Genomic DNA, 15,398 nt, shown 5'->3' with positions numbered 1-15,398 from the left:
TGCACCTTGTTGGGACTCGGACTGGCGGGGTGCGGAGTTTCCACGAGCCCCGAAGCGACACAGGCTGTCGACACGGGCGCAAGCGCAGCCCGTGCCCAGGCCTGTCCCCAGGGCACGGCCTCCCGGTTGAAGGTCATCACGCCACCGGGCTCGGGCCCCGTCCTCATCGCCGGCAAGCAGCGCGGGACGGACCTGCTCGTCGACATGGGCGGGATGCTCTACTTCGGCACCAACTTCCAGGATGGCGGCGCCACCCTCTGGCGCACGGATGGAACCCCCGGGGGCACCGTGGAGGTGAACCGCTTCGCCCCCGCCCCGCGGCGCGCCCCTCGACTGGGGAGCCTGGTGGCCATGGGCCGCAAGGTCTTCTTCGAGGTCGACGACCCCGACACCGGCAACGAGCTGTGGGTCAGCGACGGCACCCAGGCGGGGAGCCGGCTGCTCAAGGACATGACGCCCGGCGCGGAGGGCTCGTCGCTGATGCATCACACCGCGCTCGAGGACGTGCTCGTCTTCGTCCGGGCGACGTTCGACTCCCAGCCGCCCTACGTGCATCACGAGCTGTGGCGCTCGGATGGAACGCCCGACGGCACCGTCCGCGTGGCCCTCATCCCCGACGACGTCATCGTCCAGGCCACCTCGTTGAAGGTGGGCAATTCGCTGCTCTTCTTCCTGTCCTCGGAGCGCGGCGGCACCACGCTGTGGCGCACCGACGGCACGCCCTCCGGGACGCTCGCCGTCAAGAAGGTCGACTCGCGTGACGCGTACGTCCACCACGTGGACCCGACGGGCGACGTGGGTCTGTTCGTGATGAACGACGGCTCGCACGACGAGGTGTGGAAGACCGACGGCACCGCCCAGGGCACGGTGCGCCTGGACTCCTTCGGCAGGTCCACGCGGCTGCTCGGCGTGCTGGGCGACTGGGTCTACCTGGGCACGCTGTCGTCGAACATGCGCGCGCTCCACGTGGAGCGCCTCTCGCTGGAGGGCGGCGGCAAGGCGCGCATCACCACCCTGGACAACCCCTACGCGAATCGCCCGGATGCCATGCCCTATCTGCAGCGCACGCTGCGCTCCGGAGGGAAGCTCTACTTCTCCATGGCCATCGGCGGCACGGGGCCCGGCCACCAGGACGTGTCGCTGTGGGTGACGGATGGCAGCGCCGCGGGCACCCGGTTCATCCATCGTCCGTTGGACCTGAGCCTCGACTCCAGCTCCCCGCTGTTCGACACGGGCCACGGCGCGCTGCTCTTCAGCGGGTCCGAGTACGGGGCCACCGAGCCCTGGTTCACGCGGGGCACGTCGGCCACCACGGGGCAGCTCGCGGACATCACCCCGGGCCCATGGGGCTCCTCGCCCGCGGGCTTCCGCCGCCTGGGCGAGCACGTCTTCTTCTTCGCCAAGGACGACACGGGCGACCAGCAGCTGTGGAGCACGCCGGCCGACTTCTCGTGCGCGGCCAGGGCTACCCCGTAACGGCGAGCCCCACAAAACGCGCGGTGGCGCGCGCCTCGGAGCGCAACCAGGCGCGCAGCGTCGCCACGTCGGAGCGGCCCGACAGCGGCCGCGGGTGGACGAGCCAGTAGCCGTAGTCGTTGGGGAGCACCGTCTCGAAGGGCCGGACGAGCCGTCCGGTCCGCAGGTCCTCGGCGGCGAGCATCAGCCGGCCCAGCGCCACGCCCTCCCCCTGACGCGCGGCCTGGAGCACCAGCCCCGCGTCGTTGAACGCGAAGCCCTTCGTGGTGTCCACGCCCTCCACCCCGGCCGCGTCCAACCAGCGCCGCCAGCCGTCCTTCGGCGTGTCGTGGAGGAGCCGGAGCTTGCGCAGGTCCGAGGGCGAGCGCAGGCGCCTCGCGAGCGCGGGCGTACACACGGGTGTGAGCCCCTCCGGCGCCAGCAGCTCGGCCTTGAGCCCCGTCCACTTCCCCAGCCCGGAGCGCAGGCCGACATCGAAGCGGTCGTCCAGGAAGTCCCACAGCTCGCCGGCGCTCGAAATCTGGAGCTCCAGCGCCTCGTGTCGCTCACGCAGGGACGCGAGCCGGGGCACCAGCCAACACGCGGCGAGCGAGGGCAGCACGGTGAGCCGCAGCGGCCCCGGCTGGGCCTCGTACAGGCGCGTGGTCGCCTCGGCCAGCCGCTCGAAGGCGGGGGTGAGCTCGCGCAGGTAGGCCTGTCCCTTCTGCGTCAGCGTCAGCGCGTGGCCCCGGCGCTCGAACAGCGACACGCCGAGCCAGTCCTCCAGCTGACGCACCTGATGGCTGATGGCGGCCTGCGTCACGCGCAGCTCGGTGGCGGCGCGGGTGAAGCTCAGGTGCCGTGCTCCCGCCTCGAAGGCCCGCAGGGCTCCGAGCGGTGGAATGCGTCGCATGCTCGATGAGCTCCCTTTATCGAGGGCCCGAGGATAGCTCGCTGGGGAGCGGGCTCGAAATGGAGTTTGTCCCAGCGTGTGCCCGACGCGATGGACGCGCCGGGGGCTTGGGGCTTGCGCCATGATTCCCGTCGAAGTCTGGGTGATGTTCCTCGGTTACACGGTGCCGATGGTGTTCAGTCCGGGCCCCGGCAACACGGTGCTCGCCACCGCCGGAGGCCGCTTCGGCCTCCGCGGCACACTGCCATTCTGGCTCGGCTTCGAGGTGGCCAACGTCGCCCTGTGCCTCGTCTACGGGTTGGGGCTGGGCCGTGCGCTGCAAGGCGTGCCCGCGCTGCTGCACGTCCTGCGCTGGTGCAGCGTGGCGTACCTGCTCCATCTCGCGTGGAGCTTCGTGCGCGGCACGCGCGCGCCCACCGCGGAGGACGCGGAGCCGGAGCGGCTCGGGTTCGTCGAGGGCGTGCTCGCCGTCGCGCTCAACCCGAAGATCCACTCGATGGTCCTGGTGATGTTCTCGCAGTTCCTGAGGCCGGAGCTCGGGATGCTCGCGCAGACGGCGCAGCTCACCGGGGCCTTCCTGGTCGTCTGCGTGGCGTGCCACTTCCCGTGGATCTACGGCGGGAAGCTCATCCTGGGACGCTTCCGCTCCGAGCGGGCCCTGCGCATCCAGGGCTGGACGTTCGGCGCGTGCATGGTGGCGGTGGCCGCCTACGTCGCCGTGGCGTGAACCGCCCCCGAAGGCCCGCGGAGCCTCGTGGCTCCGCGGGCCTCCAGGTCCTGCCGTTACCGCTTGATGATGAACTCCACGCGGCGGTTCTCGCCGCGGCCTTCCGGGGTGTCGTTCGTCGCGATGGGACGCGACGGACCGTAGCCCCTGGCCTCCAGGCGCTTGCCGTCGATGCCGCGCTTGATGAGGTAGGCGCGCACCGACTCCGCGCGCTCCTGGCTCAGCGTGCGGTTGAGTTCTTCCGGACCGGTGTTGTCCGTGTGGCCCTCGATGCGGATGGCGACGTCCGGACGCGCCTTCAGCTGCGCGGCCACGTCATCCAGCACCCTGGCGCCCTCGCCCTCGATTTCGGCGCGGCCCACCGTGAAGGTGACGCGACGGTCCGCCAGCGACAGCTTCTCCTCCACCGGCGCCGGCTCCGGGCAGCCCTGACGACCCGCCACGCCCGCTTCGTTCGGGCACTGGTCCTGGTCATCCGGGATGCCGTCACCGTCCGTGTCCTTCGCGGCCGGGCAGCCCTGGTTCTCCGCCGTGCCCTTCTGGTCGGGGCACTTGTCCTCGTCGTCCGGCACGCCGTCGCCGTCCGTGTCCTTCGCCGCGGGGCAGCCCTGGTTCTCCGCCGTGCCCTTCTGGTCGGGGCACTTGTCCTGGTCATCCGGGACGCCGTCGCCATCCGTGTCCTTCGTGGCGGGGCAGCCCTGGTTCTCCGCCGTGCCCTTCTCGTCCGGGCACTGGTCCTTCGCGTCCGGCACGCCGTCGCCGTCCTTGTCCGGGCAGCCACCCGCGTCCTTGCTGCCGGCCTCGCTCGGGCACGCGTCGTTCCGGTCCGGCACGCCGTCGCCATCCGAGTCCGGGTCCGGGCAGCCCTCGTTGTCCGCCGAGCCCGCCTCGTTCGGGCAGCGGTCGGACTTGTTGAGCACACCGTCGTTGTCGTCGTCGTTGTCCGGGCACTGCTCGGGCGTGTGCTTGCGTCCGCCCTGGCAGACGTCCTCGCGGGCGGGGTTGTGCGCCCAGGCGATTCCCGCGCCCAGCCGCCACGCGGGCGTGCCGGGGATGTTCGTGAAGCCCTTCCCGGCGAGCGCGTTCACCTCGAAGCCGTGACCGATGGGAAGCCGCACGCCGCCGAGCAGCTCCACCGCCACGTCGGGCTGCACCAGCGACTCGGCCACCTGCAGCGCCAGCTCGCCGCGCAGCCCCTCGCCGCGCGTGGCCACCACCACGGACTGCTCCAGCTCCGTGCCCACGTCGCGGCCCGGGTTCACCTCCGTGGACCGGATGCGCGCGCCCGCGCTGGCGCCCAGCGCGAACATGCCCACCTCGCGGCCGAGCGAGACGCGGGGCGAGAACTGCAGGCCCGCCCAGTGCTCCTGTCGACCGAAGGCGCTCGCGCGTCCACCCGGGAGCCCCACGTCGAGCCCCACCGCGAGCGACAAGGGCGCGCCCTCGTCTCGACGCAAGAGCGAGTAGCGCGCGCCCACTTCCGGCGTGCCCAGGCCCGAGGACGACGGCGTGGAGATGCCGACGTACATGCCCTCGCCATGGCCGCCCTGGTGGATGATGACGGGCAGCCGCGCGGACAGCTCCAACCGGTCCACCGGCGACCACGCGCCCTGCACCCAGGCCGACGTGCGGTAGTGGAGGATGGAGCGCTCGCTGCCGTCGCTGCCCTCCAGCACCAGGATGCCGCGCTCGTACCCCACGAGCAGGCTGAGCCGGTAGCCGCCCTCGTTGAGCAGCCGCCCGGTGTCCACCGTCAGCGAGTCCACCGCCGACGCGTTCAGCCGCAGCCGCTCCGCGTCGAAGGGGCTCAGGGGAGTGGAGGTCGTCTGCGCCGAGGCTCCGCCCGCCGAGGCCAGCGCCGCGGCGAGCACACACATCCGTGCCGATTTACGCAAGGGAAGGTCCTTCGAGCTGAAGAGTCGGAGGAGAGGATTCGAGGCGCTCATCGACCCGCCTCCTCGCGGCCACGACGACGATTCGCCCACACGGCGAGCACCGCCAGCACCACCAACGCCAGGTTCGCTCCACCGCCCGCCGCCTGGCAGCTGCCGCCGGCGATGCGCACCACGAAGGTCTGCACGGTGACGTCGAACTCGCACCGGGAGGCGTTCCCCGAGGCGTCCGTCGCGGTGACGGTGACGCGCGTGCGGCCCGTCGGGAAGCGCGAGCCGGACGGGTGCGACGTCGTCACGGTGACGGCGCCGGCGGTGTCCGTCGGAGGCGGCACGCTGTAGGTCACCTCCGCGCCGCCCTGCGCGTCGGATTGGACCTGGATGTCGGCGGGGCACGTCAGCGTGGGCGCCGTCGTGTCGCGCACCGTCACCAGGAAGGTGCAGGTGACCTGCTGGCCGCCCGCGTCCTCCGCCGTCACCGTCACCGTCGTGTCGCCCAAAGGCAGCGTGCTGCCCGAGGGGTGCGAGTAAGTCACCGTGGGCTCGGGCCCGCCGTTGTCGGACGCCGTGGCCGGGGGATAGGTCACCACCGCGCCGGCCGCGCTCGTGGCGTCCACCACCAGGTCCGCCGGACAGGTGAGCGTCGGCGGGTCATCGGTCACGTCGACCGTCACCGTGGCCTCGTTGCTGTCGAGCCCGCAGTCGCGCGCCCGGTACGTGAAGCTGTCCGGTCCGATGTAGCCCGGGTTCGGCGTGTACGTGAGGTCGGGCGGCGTGCCCGTGAGCGTGCCGTGCGCCGGCGGCGTGACGATGATGAACGTGAGCGCGGAGCCCTCCGCGTCCGTGCCCGTCAGCGTCACCTCCGCGGGCGCCCCGTTGCTCGACAGGGCCGTCAGGCCCTGCACGGTGGGCGCCGTGTTCGTCACCGCGCGCACCACGCGTCCACCGCCCACGCCGTTGGCGAAGACGGAGAGCACATACGCGCCCGGCGTCACGCTCGCGGGGATGGTGGCCGTCACGCCCGTGGCGGACATGTCGCTGCCCGGCAGGCTCCACAGCCGCCGGCCCTCGTTGGCCTGCAGGCGCACCTGCGGGAAGGCCGCAGAGGAGTCGCGGTAGTCACCCGAGCTGGCCCCGGAGATGCCCTGGAACCCCGTGCCGGTGATGCGCACCGGACAGCCGATGGGGACCTGGTCCGGCGTGGCCACCGTCGGCCGCCAGGCGGGCTGCGCGCCCGTGTCCTCGTAGCGCGAGGCGCTCGCCAGCCAGGCACCGCCCGCGTCCTGCCCGCCGAAGGTCAGCGCTTCGCCAGTGGACAACACGATGAGCTTCGAGAGCGTCCGGCCCTCGGGCAGGTTCGCCGCGGGCTGCCAGGTGTTCGTCACCGGGTCGTACAGCTCCGCGCTGTTCAGCACGCTCCCCCCGCCCTCGCCACCCGCGACGAGCACGCGCCCGGAGGGCAGCAGCGCGGCGGAGTGATGGGCCCGCGCCGTCGTGAGCGTCCCCGCCGGAGACCAGGTGTTGGTCGTCGGGTCGTACAGCTCCGCGGTCGCCGTCTCGGCCGTGGGGGAAAGGCCGCCCGCGGCCAGCACCCGCCCGGACGGCAGCAGGGTCAGCGAGAAGTGGGCCCGGCCCTCCGCGAGCGACGCGGCGGGGGACCACGTGTCCAGGGCCGGGTCATACAGCTCCACCGAGTTGACCGACGTCGAGCTGAAGCGCCCGCCCGCCACCAGCACCCGACCGTCCGGCAGCAGCACCGCGGCGTGGTTCGTGCGAGTCTCCGGAGTCGTGGCCACCGGACGCCAGGTGTTGGCAGCCACGTCGTAGATCTCCGTCACGCCCGCGAGCCGTCCACCCGTCACCAGCACGTCGCCTGTCGCGAGCAGCGTCGCGGTGTGGCCATCGCGCGCGCCCGCCATGTTCCCCGCGGGAACCCAGGTGTCCGTCGCCGGGTCGTACCGCTCCGCCGAGGACAGGCGCGCACCGCCGTTGTTGGCGCCACCGACGGCGAGCACCTGTCCCGAGCGCAGCAGCGTCAACGTGGCGCGCTCGCGCGTCGTGCTCATCGGGGCCGCGGCGGACCACGCGTCACTCGCGGGCGTGTAGCGCTCCACGTCGCCGAGCACGCCCGTGTCCGCGCGGCCTCCGGCGACCAGCACCTGCCCCGAGGGCAAGAGCACCGCCGACAGACCCTCACGCCCCGTCGCCAGCGCGCCGGCCGGCGTCCAGCGGGAGCTGGAGGCCTCGTAGCGGTCCGTCTCCGCGGTGAAGACCGTGGGCCCACCCGACTGGTTGAAGCCGCCGGTGACCAGCACCTGCCCGGTGACGAGCAGCGTGGCGGTGGCGTTCTCGCGGCCCATGGCAACCGTGCCCGCGTCGCTCCAGGTCCCCGTCGCCGGGTCATAGATTTCCGAGACGGTCTGAGCCACCCTCGCGTCATCCGAGCCGCCCATCACCACGACCTTCCCATCCGGGAGCAGCGTGGCCGTGTGGCCGTTGCGGGGAAGCCGCAGCGCGCCCGTCGCGGTCCAGGTGTTGGCCACCGGGTCGTAGAGCTCCGCGTGCGTGACGACATTCACGCCCGAGCGGCCGCCCGCGACCAGCACGCGCCCATCGGGCAGCATCGTCCCTGTCGCGTAATGACGCGGCACCAGGGGCGGAGCCGCGAGCGTCCAGGTCCCGGAGGTGGGGTCGTAGAGCTCCGCGCTGGGGACGTTCCCACCTCCAGGGTTGAAGCCGCTGACCACCAGCACCCGACCGTCCCGCAGCCGCGCGGCGACGTGGGCACGGCGGGCGATGGACATGGAGGCCGTGGCCGTGAAGGTGTTCGTCGTCGGGTCGTACAGCTCCGCCGTCGCCAGGCTGGAGCCGCCCGCCACCAGCACCTGCCCCGAGGACAGCAGCGTGGCGGTCGGCAGCGAGCGGCTCGCGGACATCGCGCCCGTGGCGGTCCAGGTGTTCGTCGTCGCGTCGTACAGGCGCCCCGTCAGGCTGCCGTCCATGAAGGCGACGGCCCTGCCCGTCGGCAGCATCACGCCGACCGACGTATTGCCGGTGATGCCCGGGGCCGCGACGGCGGACCAGGCGCCCCGCGTGGGGTCGAACCGCTCCGCGCTGGTGACGAAGCCCAGGCTGTTGACGCCGCCCACCGCCAGGACGGAGCCATCCGTCAGCGGGATGGCGGCATGCTGGGCCCGCGCGGTCGCCATCACCGCCGTCGAGGACCAGCCGGGGTCAACCACCAGCGGCGCCTGGAGCCCCGCGAGCGCGACCTCCGAGACGATTCCCACCTGAGGCGCCACGACGTCGAACACCTTCGCGACGGCGCTCGCGCGCACGCCCGACAGCCGCGCCGTCCCGCGACGGGAGGTGCCTTCCGCGTCACGGACCTCGGACGGGTGGAAGCGCAGCACCGGCGAGCCGTCCTCGTCGAGGAACTCGATGACCTCGCCCGTGTCCCGCAGCCGCGTCACCGTGGCCGGGAGCGTGACACGGTACTCGGCGCGGTGGGTGGGCTCGGAGGCGTCCACCACCCAGGCCTCCTCGATGCGCGAGCCGCGCCAGCCCTGGCTCAGCGCCGCGAAGCCGCCCACCGGGAAGAAGAAGTGCCGCTCGCCCACGTACGACACGGCGCCCTCGTGGCGCGGCGTCCCGTGGTCGGCCTCACCCGGCGACGACTCGACCCGGAAGGACAGCCCCCGGGTGGAAATCTCCAGCGTCCCGCTCCCGGTGAGCCGGGCCGTCAGCGCCCGCGCGTCCGAGCCGGAGGCCGGCATGTGAGACGACGAGAAGCGCCTGGGGGCGGCCTCGTCCGTGGCGAGCTCCGGGAAGTAGCTCCGGGCCAGGGCGAGCGCATCCTCCGCCGCGGGCAGGTCGCGCTGTTGCTCGCACGACCACACCACGGCACAGCACAGCATCAAGACCAGGCGTTGCAAGACGCATCTCGACTGCATCTGTCACCCTCCCAGGACCCGAGCGTGAATCACGGGCCTACGCGCCGGGGCGCGTGCCACGCGGAAGGACCCGCGCGTGTCGACGCACGCTGTATCACGCTTTTCCTTGAACCGGACCCACTTGACTCGCCCTGGGAGGTCATGTGGGGTCCCAGGCTCCAGGAGGCATCCACCCATGACGTCGACGAAACACGAAGTCGTGAGCGCGCCGGGGCTGCCCAAGCCCGTGGGGCCCTACTCGCCCGCGATGAAGCTGGAGTCGCTGCTCTTCGTCTCCGGACAGGCCGCCACGGACCCGGCCACCGGGAAGCAGGCGGAGGGAATCGAGGCGCAGACGGAGCAGGTGCTGCGAAACCTCGAGCGCATCCTCGTGGCGGGCGGCTCCAGCCTCCAGCACGTCCTGCGCTGCGGCGTCTTCCTGACGGACATGAAGGACTTCCGCCGGATGAACGCCGTCTACGAGCGCGTCTTCGCCGGACACCGCCCCGCGCGCACCACCGTGCAGGTGTCGGCGCTCCCCGACGAGGGGCTGATGGTGGAGATCGACTGCGTCGCCTACGTGCCCTGAGCCGCGCGGCGCGGGCCGTCCGAATGAGGACCGGAACTGTCCTAGTTCGTCCGTACCGTGGGGCCTTCTTCTTCCGGAAGGCCCGATGCGACTGCCCCTCCTCGTTCTCTGCGGGTCCCTGACGTGGACGGCCCACGCGCTCCCGCGGGCCTCCGGTGCTGGAGTCACGCCCGTGAAACCGTCGTCGGACGAATGCTGCGCCGTGCTGGAGCTGAGGCAGTACACGCTGCGCGAGGGGCAGCGGGATGTGCTCGTCTCGCTGTTCGAGCGGGAGTTCATCGAGAGCCAGGAGGAGCGAGGCGCCCGGCTCGTCGGTCAGTTCCGTGACGCGGCGAGGCCCGAGCGCTTCGTGTGGCTGCGCGGCTTTTCGGACATGGTGGCGCGCGAGGAGGTGCTGAGGTCCTTCTATGGCAGCCCGGTGTGGAAGGCGCACCGGGAGGCCGCGAACGCGACGATGCTGGACTCGTCGAACGTGCTCCTGTTGAGGCCGCTCCCGGGTCGACGGGGGTTCCCCGCGTCGTCCCAGGCGCGCCCGGGAGCGGAGGCGCGCGAGCTGCCCGGCTCACTCATCGTGGCGACGATTCTCCACCGCGACGCGCCCGTGGACGCGGCGTTCCTGGAGTACGTCGAGGGGAAGCTGGTGCCGGAGCTGACGAAGGCGGGGGCCACGCCCCTGGCGGTGTTCCAGAGCGAGCACGCGACGAACACCTTCCCCGCGCTGCCCGTGCGCGAGGGGGAGCACGTGGTCGTCTACTTCACGCGGTTCGCGAGTCGGGAGGCGTACCGCGCGCACGTGGAGCGGCTGGAGGGCTCACTCGGCTGGAAGGAGACGGTGCGCCCCGGGCTGCGCGCGAAGCTGAAGGCGGAGCCGGAGACGTTGCAGTTGGAGCCCACGGCCCGCTCACGGCTCAGGTGAGCGGACCGGAGGGCGGTGCGGCGACTACTGCGCGCAGTAGACGGCGCGCTCGAACTTGCCCGTCACGTCGACGATGGAGCCGGAGCGGACCACGTACTCGCTGGCGCCGACGTGCGTGTCGGCGTTGCACCAGTCATACGTGTAGCCCAGGCCGGTCCACGGGTACTGCGTGCGCTGCCAGAAGCCGTAGCTGGAGGCGAAGTACGCGTTCATCCAGTTCTTGTGCTCGTTGGTGGCGGACTCGGGGAACTGCAGGCCGCAGCTGCCGTCGTCGATCTCCGAGTCCGGGCAGGGGCGGAACATGTCCGAGGGCTTCACCCACAGCTCGACGATGTAGCGCCCGTTGTCGCTCTCGCCTGCGGGGGGCAGGCCCAGGTACTGGTTGACGCGCGCCACCAGCTTGTCCTGGGGCACCGTCTTGCAGAACGTCTGCAGCTGCGGCGCGGGGGTGACCCACACCTCGCGGGTCAGCGTGTTCTGGCCCACCGTGTAACCCTGGAACGTGGTCCAGATGGCCATGCGCACGGCCGTCTTGTCCTCGTTCCAGACGAGCTTCGTGTTGGACGGGCTGATGGCCCACAGGTCCGTGGAGATGTCGGCGCTCGTCGGCTCCGCCGCGTTGCGCACGGCCTCGGCGTAGGTGGAGGCGTCACACGCCAGGGGCCCGGGCGGCTCGGGAGTGTTGTCGTCGTCGTCGCCACAGGCGGTCAGGGACAGGAGGGCCGCCATGGCGGCGAGGCTTCGCAGGGTGCGCGGAAAGACACTGAACATCATTCGTCTCCAACTGGGAGTCACAGGTTTCCTGGAAGTGTAGTGGAACCTGGGATTCAGAGCACCCTGGAAGGCCGCGAAAGTACGGGGCCAGGCAGACCTCTGCTCCTCTCACGTTCCCGATGAGGCCTCGTCGGTACGACCTGCGTCAGGTGTGTCCGGCAAAGTGCCCGAGGAGGCTGTGGTTCTGCCCGCCGAGCCGTTTGCGGTGACCTCCGCTTCGCATCTGGCCCGAGCAGCTTCGTTCTTGGCGGCTATCGCCTCGTTCTTGGCATCGGAGGCTTCAGCTTTCGCATCTCCTGCCAGGCCCTTCGCGGCGGCAGCCTCATTCTTGGCCTGGGTGGCTTCCTCCTTCGATTCGAGCGCTGCGTGCTTGGCGGCGGTCGCTTCAGTCCTGGCGTGGGCTGCCTCGACCTTCGCATCTCCCGCCAGGCCCTTCGCGGCGGTCGCCTCGACCTTCGCGGCGGTCGCCTCGACCTTCGCGGCGGTCGCCTCGACCTTCGCTTGAGTCGACTCATTCCTCGACTCCACTGCTGCGTTCTTCGCAGCCGTCGCCTCGCTCCTTGCCTCACCTGCCACGTTCTTCGCGGCTATCGCCTCACTCGTCGCACTGCGGGCCTGGGATTGAGCATCACCTGCCGCCTTCGTCGCTCGCCGGGCTTCTTCATACGCCTTGCCTGCCTCCAGTTCTCCAGCGGCGGCATGCTTGTCAGAACTCCGAGCCAGACTTTCGATTGTTCCCAACTGAGCTGGCAGCCCCTTCGCCATGCCCTCAAGCTTCAGTGCCGTATCTTGAAGACTCAGGTAGACCGAATACATCAACATCCCAGGAGCCGCATCACTCTCCCTGATCTGCTTCGCGACCCCCCGGATTTCCTCCCTGAGCGTTTTATCTCCCTCGGGATAGCGAGCGGAGAGCGCCTCCAGCTTCTTCGCTACTGTTTCCCCAGCCTTCAAGTTCTGGCGCGCATCGTCATGGCGTTCACGGACAGTAATTCCAAGCCCCAGAATCACCACACACTGAGCGACAATCCTCACCTTGCCACGCTCCGACTTACGATCCTTGAGGTCAAGCACCTCTTCAATGATCGCAAGAAGCGTTGCCACGAACGCAACTCCGAACGAAATCCACTCTGTCATACACGCCTCAGAAAAAGAGATACCCCTGGCACCGGAAGCGACACATGGAGCCGCATCGACATCACGCCGGCAGCAGTGCGCCCGACCGCACCGACGGACGCACTGCCCCCAGGACATGGAGACACGTCCCCCATGTCCGTGGACTCAACGAACACAACCCACCGCTTGCCTTGAAGTCATGTCAGCCCTGGCCCGAGCTCATCGGCTCGAATGGCTCAAGATGACCTGCCTGCTGGGTGGCGCCACCGTGGGCTCCCACCGGTACAGCGCGACTCCGCGCATCTGATTCGAGCTGATTGCAATCAATCGGCGCGCAGCAAGCATCGTGAGCTGCCGCCCGCTCTTCTGCGAGCGCTCCTCGACAATGGCTCCATGCATGTCATGGAACCCAGCCGGGACATACCCCTCGGGGAGCAACGCCAGACCCGCCTGGATTTCCTCCTGGAGGCTGTCATCCATGAGTCCGAACCGAAGGACTCCCTGTGCCGGCTCCGTCAGTTGTGACGCGGAGCGCAGGTAGGCGCTCGCAACCGCCTCACGAAATCCCTGGGGGCCGAAATCAAAGCTGGAGAGCGTCGCGATGGTCCCCCAGACGGTGCGCTGCTTGCCATTCTTCGACAAGCCCGCCTGGAGCCCTTGCAGGACATGCCGGCCCTCGACTCCCACCGCCGTATCGCAACCCAACAGCCTCAGCTCGGCGGTATCGGCGAGGAATCCATCGAGCGCCAGCAAGTGTTTCCAGCTCGCTTCATCGGGCGTCACGATGTCTTCGCCCGAGTCCCCGAGCGTCAGCGTCCCTGGCTGCCCATGACCAAAGATGTCCAGCCGGCTCAGTTTCGCCCGGGCGAAGCTGACCGCCTCCTTCACGACATGCTGAAGGTTCTCCACCTTCTGGCAGCGCTCGAACCTGCGCCGGGCATCCCGCACTTCATCCACGAGGAAGACGGCCCGTTCGACCTCCCAGTCGAGGGTCGAGGCATACGCAATGATGGTCAAGTGCATGGCATCTCCCTCACCCTTCGTCCTGCAGGGCCGCCAGCGACGCCAGCAGCAGGGACATGGAGCGCAGCATCTCGTCGCGGACCGCGTTCCCCCGACGCTGCAGCCTGTCGGTGCCGAAGGGCCACTTTCCCTTCCCATCCGAGTAGGCGTCCAGGTTCGTGACCTGCTGTCCCCTGAGGTACGCTTCCGACAGCAGCAGGTATCCGAACTGGCCCACCTGTGCGAACACCGCCGTCGACGGCAGCCCCGGCCACACGTCCGCGGGGTTCCCGAGGTCGACCGTCAACCCCACACACGTGGGAGAGGCTCCGTCGAGCGCCATCAAGTCGAACGTGAAGGCATTCGGAATCGTGCTCTTCACCTGGACCTTGTAGGCCCGGTACCCCTTGGAGGGGAACTTCTCGACGGTGGGCATCCACCAGTTCCTCAAATCCTGCACCGAGTTCTGAGGCGTCTGGGTGGAGTCATCGTAGAACGGCGTCGGGGGCATGGGGCACTCCGGGACTGCGGGTGGGACTTCAACTGTCTGCTTATTTGGATTCCCGTGTCAGACTGAAAGCCTTCATCAGGTTGTAGACATGCTGGCGTGTCAGGTCGAGCCGCCGGGCGACATCCGTGACACACCAATCCACGCACTCCAGCTCGCGGCGCAGCAGGTCTCGTTGGAAGCGGCGTGTTGCTTCATGGAATGAAATGATTCCGGCCGGTGAAACGGCTGCCGACTCGAACAAGTGGCGTGGCTCCAGGAACGTCGCGGCCTCGGCGCTGGCACGGATGAGCGCGGCCTCCAGACGGTGCCGGAGCTGACGGATGTTCCCGGGCCATTCCGCCGTCTCGCATGCGGCGAAGCACGCGGGAGAGGGGCTCAATCTCGGCAAGCCATTCTCCTCGGCCAGCCGCGCGAGCAGTGCCTCAACCAAGGGGGCGATGTCCTCGCGCCGCTCGGCCAGTGAGGGCATCCGGACAGGCAGGACATTGAGCCGGTAGAAGAGGTCCTCGCGGAAGCGCCGCTCGCGGACGAGTTGCTCCAGGTTGGCGTTGCTCGCGGCCACCAGGCGGACATTCGCCTTGAAGGGCTTGGGACTGGCCAGCGGGAAGTACTGTCGGGACTGGAGCAACTGGAGCAGCTTGGCCTGCGCAGCCAGGGGAATCTCGGCGATTTCGTCGAGGAAGAGCGTCCCGCCCTCCGCTGCCTCCACCTTTCCGATGGTCCGGCGCGCCCCAGGGAAGGCCCCGGGAAAGGCCCCGAAGAACTCGCTCTCGAAGAGACCTTCCGGAACCGCCGCGCAGTTGAGCTCCACGAATGGCGCCAGCCTGCGCTTGCTGTTGACGTGGAGCGCCTGCGCCAGCTGGGTCTTCCCCGTCCCCGAAGGGCCGCTGATCATCACCGTCACGTCGAGCGGTGCGGCGACGGCGAGCTGCGCGAACACCTGTGCGATCCCCGGGCTCCGCCCGACGATGTCCTCCAGTTGGAAGCGTTGCCGGTAGGGGTGGGTCGGGTCATCCCCACGCCCCTTGTTCTGGAGCAGGGCCCGCTCGGCGGCCGTGCCCAGGAAGTGGGCCACGGATTCCACGAGCATCACCAACTCTTCGGAGAAGGGCCCCGCACCGCGCTTTCCCTCGAGATAGAGGACGCCCGGCAGTCGTCCCGCCAGGGGCACGCAGAGGACCGCCTCCAATCGCTGGGACTTGACGCTGGCGGAGCCGGAGAAGCGTGCGTCCAGCAGTGCGTGCGCCGTGTGCACGGACTTGCCAGCGGCGATGGCCGACGCGACGATTCCGCGAGAGGTCAGCTCGCGAATCTCCTCGCGCTCCAGCTCCGAACAACCATGGAAGAGCGACCACTCCCGGCGCTCGACCGAGCCATCTCCATACAGTTCGAGACCCGCACGTTGCGCGTCGGCCAGCTCGACCAGATAGGTCAGGACATCCTGAAGGGGTTGGAGGGGATTGGGTGCATCCATGACGCGAAGCACCGCGAGATACAAATCTCGCTCACGGGCAATGCGAGCCTCGGGGGTGACCATGTCAGTCACGATACCACCCGTTCGAAGCACGGCA

Annotated in this window: 12 protein-coding genes; 4 read left to right on the top strand and 8 right to left on the bottom strand. The window is 69.8% G+C overall.

The window, feature by feature from the left end; translation table 11 throughout:
- Positions 1–126 precede the first annotated feature (126 nt).
- Positions 127–1,476 carry a hypothetical protein gene (locus K8640_RS17150; protein WP_223747992.1) on the top strand — a complete coding sequence of 450 codons (1,350 nt, stop codon included), beginning with the start codon at positions 127–129 and terminating at the stop codon, positions 1,474–1,476.
- Here the strand turns inward: K8640_RS17150 and gcvA are convergent.
- Positions 1,466–2,368, bottom strand: a complete 903-nt coding sequence (gene gcvA / locus K8640_RS17145; RefSeq protein WP_223747991.1) for a transcriptional regulator GcvA — start codon at positions 2,366–2,368, stop codon at positions 1,466–1,468. The two genes, K8640_RS17150 and gcvA, sit on opposite strands and share 11 nt — an antisense overlap.
- Positions 2,369–2,489: 121 nt before the next feature.
- On the opposite strand from gcvA, the gene K8640_RS17140 reads away from it, so the two are divergent.
- Positions 2,490–3,095, top strand: coding sequence for a LysE family translocator (locus tag K8640_RS17140; RefSeq protein ID WP_223747990.1), 606 nt, complete (start codon positions 2,490–2,492; stop codon positions 3,093–3,095).
- A 56-nt stretch (positions 3,096–3,151) separates the two neighbouring features.
- On the opposite strand, the gene K8640_RS17135 is transcribed toward K8640_RS17140, so the two are convergent.
- The gene (locus tag K8640_RS17135; protein WP_223747989.1) at positions 3,152–4,990 is read right to left on the bottom strand and encodes an OmpA family protein; all 1,839 of its coding nucleotides are present in this window, start codon (positions 4,988–4,990) and stop codon (positions 3,152–3,154) included.
- A gap of 47 nt (positions 4,991–5,037) precedes the next feature.
- Positions 5,038–8,922 carry a kelch repeat-containing protein gene (locus tag K8640_RS17130; protein WP_223747988.1) on the bottom strand — a complete coding sequence of 1,295 codons (3,885 nt, stop codon included), beginning with the start codon at positions 8,920–8,922 and terminating at the stop codon, positions 5,038–5,040.
- A 193-nt stretch (positions 8,923–9,115) separates the two neighbouring features.
- On the opposite strand from K8640_RS17130, the gene K8640_RS17125 reads away from it, so the two are divergent.
- Both K8640_RS17125 and K8640_RS17120 read left to right on the top strand, forming a co-directional pair.
- On the top strand, positions 9,116–9,508 hold the full coding sequence (locus tag K8640_RS17125) for a RidA family protein (protein WP_074958353.1): 393 nt from the start codon (positions 9,116–9,118) through the stop codon (positions 9,506–9,508).
- Between the two features lie 172 nt (positions 9,509–9,680).
- A complete protein-coding gene (locus tag K8640_RS17120) occupies positions 9,681–10,424 on the top strand; it encodes an NIPSNAP family protein (protein ID WP_223747987.1) in 744 nt (247 codons plus the stop codon).
- A gap of 24 nt (positions 10,425–10,448) precedes the next feature.
- On the opposite strand, the gene K8640_RS17115 is transcribed toward K8640_RS17120, so the two are convergent.
- The 5 genes from K8640_RS17115 to K8640_RS17095 form a co-directional block, all read right to left on the bottom strand.
- The gene (locus tag K8640_RS17115) at positions 10,449–11,195 is read right to left on the bottom strand and encodes a hypothetical protein (RefSeq protein ID WP_223747986.1); all 747 of its coding nucleotides are present in this window, start codon (positions 11,193–11,195) and stop codon (positions 10,449–10,451) included.
- 111 nt (positions 11,196–11,306) lie between these two features.
- Positions 11,307–12,302, bottom strand: a complete 996-nt coding sequence (locus K8640_RS17110) for a hypothetical protein (RefSeq protein ID WP_223747985.1) — start codon at positions 12,300–12,302, stop codon at positions 11,307–11,309.
- A 231-nt stretch (positions 12,303–12,533) separates the two neighbouring features.
- Entirely contained in the window at positions 12,534–13,337 is an 804-nt protein-coding gene (locus K8640_RS17105) for a DUF4347 domain-containing protein (protein WP_223747984.1), read from the bottom strand.
- Between the two features lie 10 nt (positions 13,338–13,347).
- Positions 13,348–13,827, bottom strand: a complete 480-nt coding sequence (locus tag K8640_RS17100) for a hypothetical protein (protein ID WP_223747983.1) — start codon at positions 13,825–13,827, stop codon at positions 13,348–13,350.
- A 40-nt stretch (positions 13,828–13,867) separates the two neighbouring features.
- A complete protein-coding gene (locus K8640_RS17095) occupies positions 13,868–15,364 on the bottom strand; it encodes a sigma-54-dependent Fis family transcriptional regulator (RefSeq protein WP_223748033.1) in 1,497 nt (498 codons plus the stop codon).
- Positions 15,365–15,398 lie beyond the last annotated feature (34 nt).

It is taken from the genome of Myxococcus sp. XM-1-1-1, from assembly GCF_020037095.1.
GTDB lineage: Bacteria > Myxococcota > Myxococcia > Myxococcales > Myxococcaceae > Myxococcus > Myxococcus fulvus.
The sequence above is the reverse complement of the archived record's forward strand: the minus strand, read 5'-3'. Positions and strand labels throughout refer to the sequence as shown.